The following is a 4,346-nucleotide window of genomic DNA, read 5'->3' as shown; positions in this document are numbered from 1 at the left end:
GCTGACGGCCCTGGTGCGGGCCCAGGCGGCCGCCGCGCTCGGGCACGCCGACCCCGGATCGCTGTCCGTGGAGCGGCCGTTCACCGAGCTGGGCTTCCAGTCGCTGACCGCCCTGCAGCTGGTCCGCTCGCTGCGCGAGGCGACCGGGCTGACCATCGCCCCCGTCACCGTCTTCGACCACCCGTCGGTGACGCGGCTGGCCGCGCACCTGGCCGGGCTGCTCGGCGCGGCCCCGGCCGAGGAGGCCCCCCGGCCGGCCGGGGGCACGTTCGCCGGGCTGCTGCGGGGCGCCCACGCGCAGGGCCGTACCGCCGAGGGCGCGGCGCTGCTGATGGCGGCGGCCGAGCTGGTGCCCGGCTACGACTCCCGCGCCGGGGTGGAGCACTGGCCGGCCCCCGCGGAGCTGGCACCGCACCGGGAGGGCGTGGCGGGCCTGTTCGCGTTCCCGTCGCTGGGCGCGGCCTCCGGCCCGCACGAGTACCTGGCGCTGGCCGGCGCCCTGGCGGGCGGTCGGGGCCTGACGGTGCTGGCGCACCCCGGGTTCGGCGGCGAGACGGTGCTGCCGCGCAGCCGGCAGGCGCTGGTCCGGGCCCAGGCCGAGGCCGTCGCCGAGGCGGCGGGTCCGGCGCGGCCGGTGCTGCTGGGGCACTCCTCCGGCGGCTGGATCGCGCACGCCGTGGCCCGGGAGCTGGCGGAGATCGGCCGGGAGGCGGCGGCGGTGGTGCTGCTCGACACGTACGCGCGCGCCGAGGGCCGGCACGGGCTGGCGGTGCTGACGGACCGGCTCCTCGATCCGGACGGCCCGCTCGGGGTACCCGACGACGGGCGGTTCCTCGCGATGGGCGGCCACCTGCGGGTGTTCGCCGACTGGACGCCGGAGCCCGCGGCGGCGCCGACGCTGCTGGTGCGGGCCTCCGCGTCGGCGGCCTCGGCCGCGGCCGGCTGGGAGTACGCCGACCACGTGGCGGAGGTGGCCGGCGACCACTTCTCGCTGCTGGGCGCGGACGCGGGCGCGGTCGCGGCCACCGTGGACGCCTGGCTGCGCGAGGTGGCCCGCTGATGGCGCCGGCCGGGCGGCTGCTCGCCGTCTCCGACCTGCACGTGGTGTACGCGGAGAACCGGCGGCTGGTCGAGGAGCAGCTCGTGCCGACGTCCCCGCAGGACTGGCTGCTGGTGGCCGGGGACGTCAGCGAGACGGTGTCGGAGATCGAGTGGGCGCTGGGCCTGCTGCGCGAACGGTTCGCGCGGGTGGTGTGGACTCCGGGCAACCACGACCTGTGGACGCCGAAGGACGACGCGGTCTCGGCGCGCGGGGAGGCCCGGTACGCGCACCTGGTCGAGCTGTGCCGGTCCCTGGACGTGCTGACCCCGGAGGACCCGTACCCGGTGTGGGAGGGGGCGGGCGGCCCGGTGGCCGTCGCCCCGCTGTTCGTCCACTACGACTACTCGTTCCGGGCGCCGGGGCTGACGAAGGAGCAGTCCCTGGCCGCCGCCCACGCGTCGGGGGTGGTGTGCACGGACGAGTTCCTGCTGCACACCGATCCGCACCCGGACGCCGACAGCTGGTGCCGGGCGCGGGTGGCGGTGACGGAGGCCCGCCTCGACGCGGTGGACCCGGAGCTGCCGACCGTCCTCGTCAACCACTACCCGCTGGTGCGCGAGCCCACCGACGTGCTGCGCTACCCGCAGTTCGCCCAGTGGTGCGGGACCACCCTCACCGCGGACTGGCACCTGCGCTACCGGGCGGCGGCCGTGGTCTACGGGCACCTGCACATCCCGCGGACCACCTACTACGACGGGGTGCGCTTCGACGAGGTCTCCATCGGCTATCCGCGCGAACGCCGGGCCCGCGGCCTGCCGCGCGGGGTGCTCCGGGACGTCCTGCGGCCGCACGAGGGCGGCGCCTGAGCGGTCCTCCGGGAGTTCTCGAGCGGGGGGCGAGCCGGTGCTGGTGCCGTAGGTCCGACGGCCGCGGCGCGGGCCGCCCCGACGGACGAGAGAACGGACCCTTCCCCATGGCGGACCCCCAGGCTCTGCGCGACCTGTGGCTCAGGCAGTACCACCCGGCTCCCGGGGGCGGGACCACCCTGGTCTGCTTCCCCTACGCGGGCGGGGCCGCCAGCTACCACCACCCGCTCTCCGAGGCCCTGTCGCCCGGAGTGCGGGTGCTGTCGGTGCAGTACCCGGGCCGTCAGGACCGCCGCGCCGAACCGGTCCGCACGGACCTGCACGCCCTCGCCGACGAGATCGCGGAGGTCCTGTCCGCGTGTGAGGACGGCCCGCTGGTCTTCTTCGGCCACAGCATGGGCTCCACGCTCGCCTACGAGACCGCGCGCCGGCTGCGGGAGGGCCCGTCCCCCGAGCAGCTGCTCGGGCTGGTCGTCTCGGGCCGCCGCGGCCCGGACACGGTCCGCCGTGAGACGGTCCACCTGCGGGACGACGCCGGGATCATCGAGGAGGTCGTCCGCCTGGACCGCGGCAGCGCCGCCCTGCTCGCCGACCCGGACATCGCCGGGATGGTGCTGCCGGCCCTGCGCGGCGACTACACGGCGGTGGAGACGTACGCGCCCCGGCCGGGGGCGCGGCTGGCCTGCCCCGTCAGCGTGCTGACCGGGGACGCCGACCCGCAGGTGACGGCCGAGGAGGCCGCGGCCTGGGCCGGGGCCACGGACGGCGCGTTCCGCCTCCGCACCTTCCCCGGCGGCCACTTCTACCTCAACGCGCAGCGGGACGCGGTGAACGCGGCCCTGGCCGAAGACCTGGCCGCGTTCGCCCTGCCGGCGCGAGTGTGACCCCGCCACCCCTCTTGGAGAATCAGTTGACCAGTGCACCCGCCCGTCCCTCGTTCGGGACGGTCATCCTCGCCGTGTCCCTGCCGATGTTCATGGTGGCCCTCGACAACCTGATGGTGACCAACGCGCTGACCTCGATCCGCGCCGACCTGGGCGCCTCGGTCGAGGACCTCCAGTGGATCACCAACGCGTACATCCTGGGCTTCGCCGGCCTGCTGCTCGCGGCGGCTGCGCTCGGCGACCGGTTCGGCCGCAAGCGCGTCTTCCTCACCGGTATCACGGCGTTCACCCTGACCTCGATCGGCGGCGCCCTGTCCTCCTCCACGGAGGCGCTGGTCCTCTTCCGCGCCCTCCAGGGCATGAGCGCGGCCGCGGTGATGCCGCTGTCGCTGACGCTGCTCGCGATGGCGGTGCCGGCGGAGAAGCGGGGCGCGGCCATCGGCCTGTGGAGCGGCATCAGCGGCCTGGCCGTGGCCCTGTCGCCGCTGATCGGCGGTGCGATCACCTCCGGCCTCGACTGGCAGTGGATCTTCTGGGTGAACGTCCCGGTGGGCGTCGTGGCGGTCCCGCTGGTCGTCAAGGCGGTCTCGGAGAGCCGGGGCGCCCCGGTGAAGCTGGACCTGCTGGGCCTGGTCCTGGCCTGCGCCGGCGTGGTCTCCCTCGTGTGGGCCATCGTCAACGGGCACGAGAAGGGCTGGGGTTCGGCCCCGGTCGTCTCCGCGTTCGTGGCGGCCGTGGTGCTGCTGGGGGCCTTCATCGCCTGGGAGCGCAAGGCGTCGGCGCCGCTGCTGCCGCTGTCCTTCTACCGCGTGCGGGCCTTCACCCTCTCGAACGTGGTCTCGCTGGCCGTGTACTTCGGCATGTTCGGCGCCACCTTCCTGATCGCCCAGTACCTCCAGACGGGCCTGGGCCACTCGGCGTTCGTGGCGGGCCTGTGGACGCTGCCGTGGGCGGTCATGCCGATGTTCATCGCCCCGCAGGCGGGCAAGCTGGCCGCGAAGGTCGGCGCGGGCCGGCTGATGGCGCTGGGCCTGGCGATCTCCGGAGTGGGCCTGGCCTGGTTCGCCCTGGTGGTCGGCGTCGGCACCTCCGACTGGGCGTTCGTCGGCCCGTTCGTCCTGGCCGGCGCGGGCATGGGCCTGGTGTTCGCCCCCACCGCGACGGTGGTCATGGGCGCGGTGGCGCCGCAGCACATGGGCAAGGCCTCGGGCGCCAACACCACGGTCCGCGAACTGGGCGGCGCGCTCGGCATCGCGGTCCTGGCGAGCGTCTTCGCCGCCCAGGGCGACTTCACCGGCCAGCAGCGCTTCGTGGACGGGCTGGTGCCGGCCATCTGGATCGCGGTCGCGGTGGTCCTCGTGGGCGCCGTGTTCGCCCTGGCCATCCCCCGCCCGAAGGCGGCCCCGGCCCCGGCGCCCGCCCCGGCCCCCCGGGCGAAGCAGCCGGCCGACGCCACGGCGTGACCCCTCCGCTTCCCACCCGTGGGCCACGGGGGCGGGGAAGGGGGGGGGCGCGCGATTTTTTTGGCGGCGGTGTGGGGCGGCGTGCGGGGCT

Annotated in this window: 4 protein-coding genes; all 4 read left to right on the top strand. The window is 75.7% G+C overall.

Annotated elements, in window-relative coordinates; genetic code table 11:
• On the top strand, positions 1–1,060 hold a 1,060-nt coding region (locus ACFVXK_RS32180), incomplete at its 5' end, for a phosphopantetheine-binding protein (RefSeq protein ID WP_389618725.1).
• Positions 1,060–1,908 (top strand): metallophosphoesterase family protein, encoded by an 849-nt coding sequence (locus ACFVXK_RS32175; RefSeq protein ID WP_389618722.1) that lies wholly within the window; start codon positions 1,060–1,062, stop codon positions 1,906–1,908. The genes ACFVXK_RS32180 and ACFVXK_RS32175, both read left to right, overlap by 1 nt.
• A 107-nt stretch (positions 1,909–2,015) precedes the next feature.
• Entirely contained in the window at positions 2,016–2,792 is a 777-nt protein-coding gene (locus ACFVXK_RS32170; protein ID WP_389618719.1) for a thioesterase II family protein, read from the top strand.
• Positions 2,793–2,818: 26 nt separating this feature from the next.
• Complete coding sequence (locus tag ACFVXK_RS32165; RefSeq protein ID WP_389618716.1) at positions 2,819–4,255, top strand: DHA2 family efflux MFS transporter permease subunit; 1,437 nt, start codon at positions 2,819–2,821, stop codon at positions 4,253–4,255.
• The last annotated feature ends 91 nt before the right edge of the window (positions 4,256–4,346 follow it).

Origin of the sequence: Streptomyces sp. NPDC058157, assembly GCF_042884105.1 — a bacterium.
Lineage (GTDB): Bacteria > Actinomycetota > Actinomycetes > Streptomycetales > Streptomycetaceae > Streptomyces.
The sequence above is the reverse complement of the archived record's forward strand: the minus strand, read 5'-3'. Positions and strand labels throughout refer to the sequence as shown.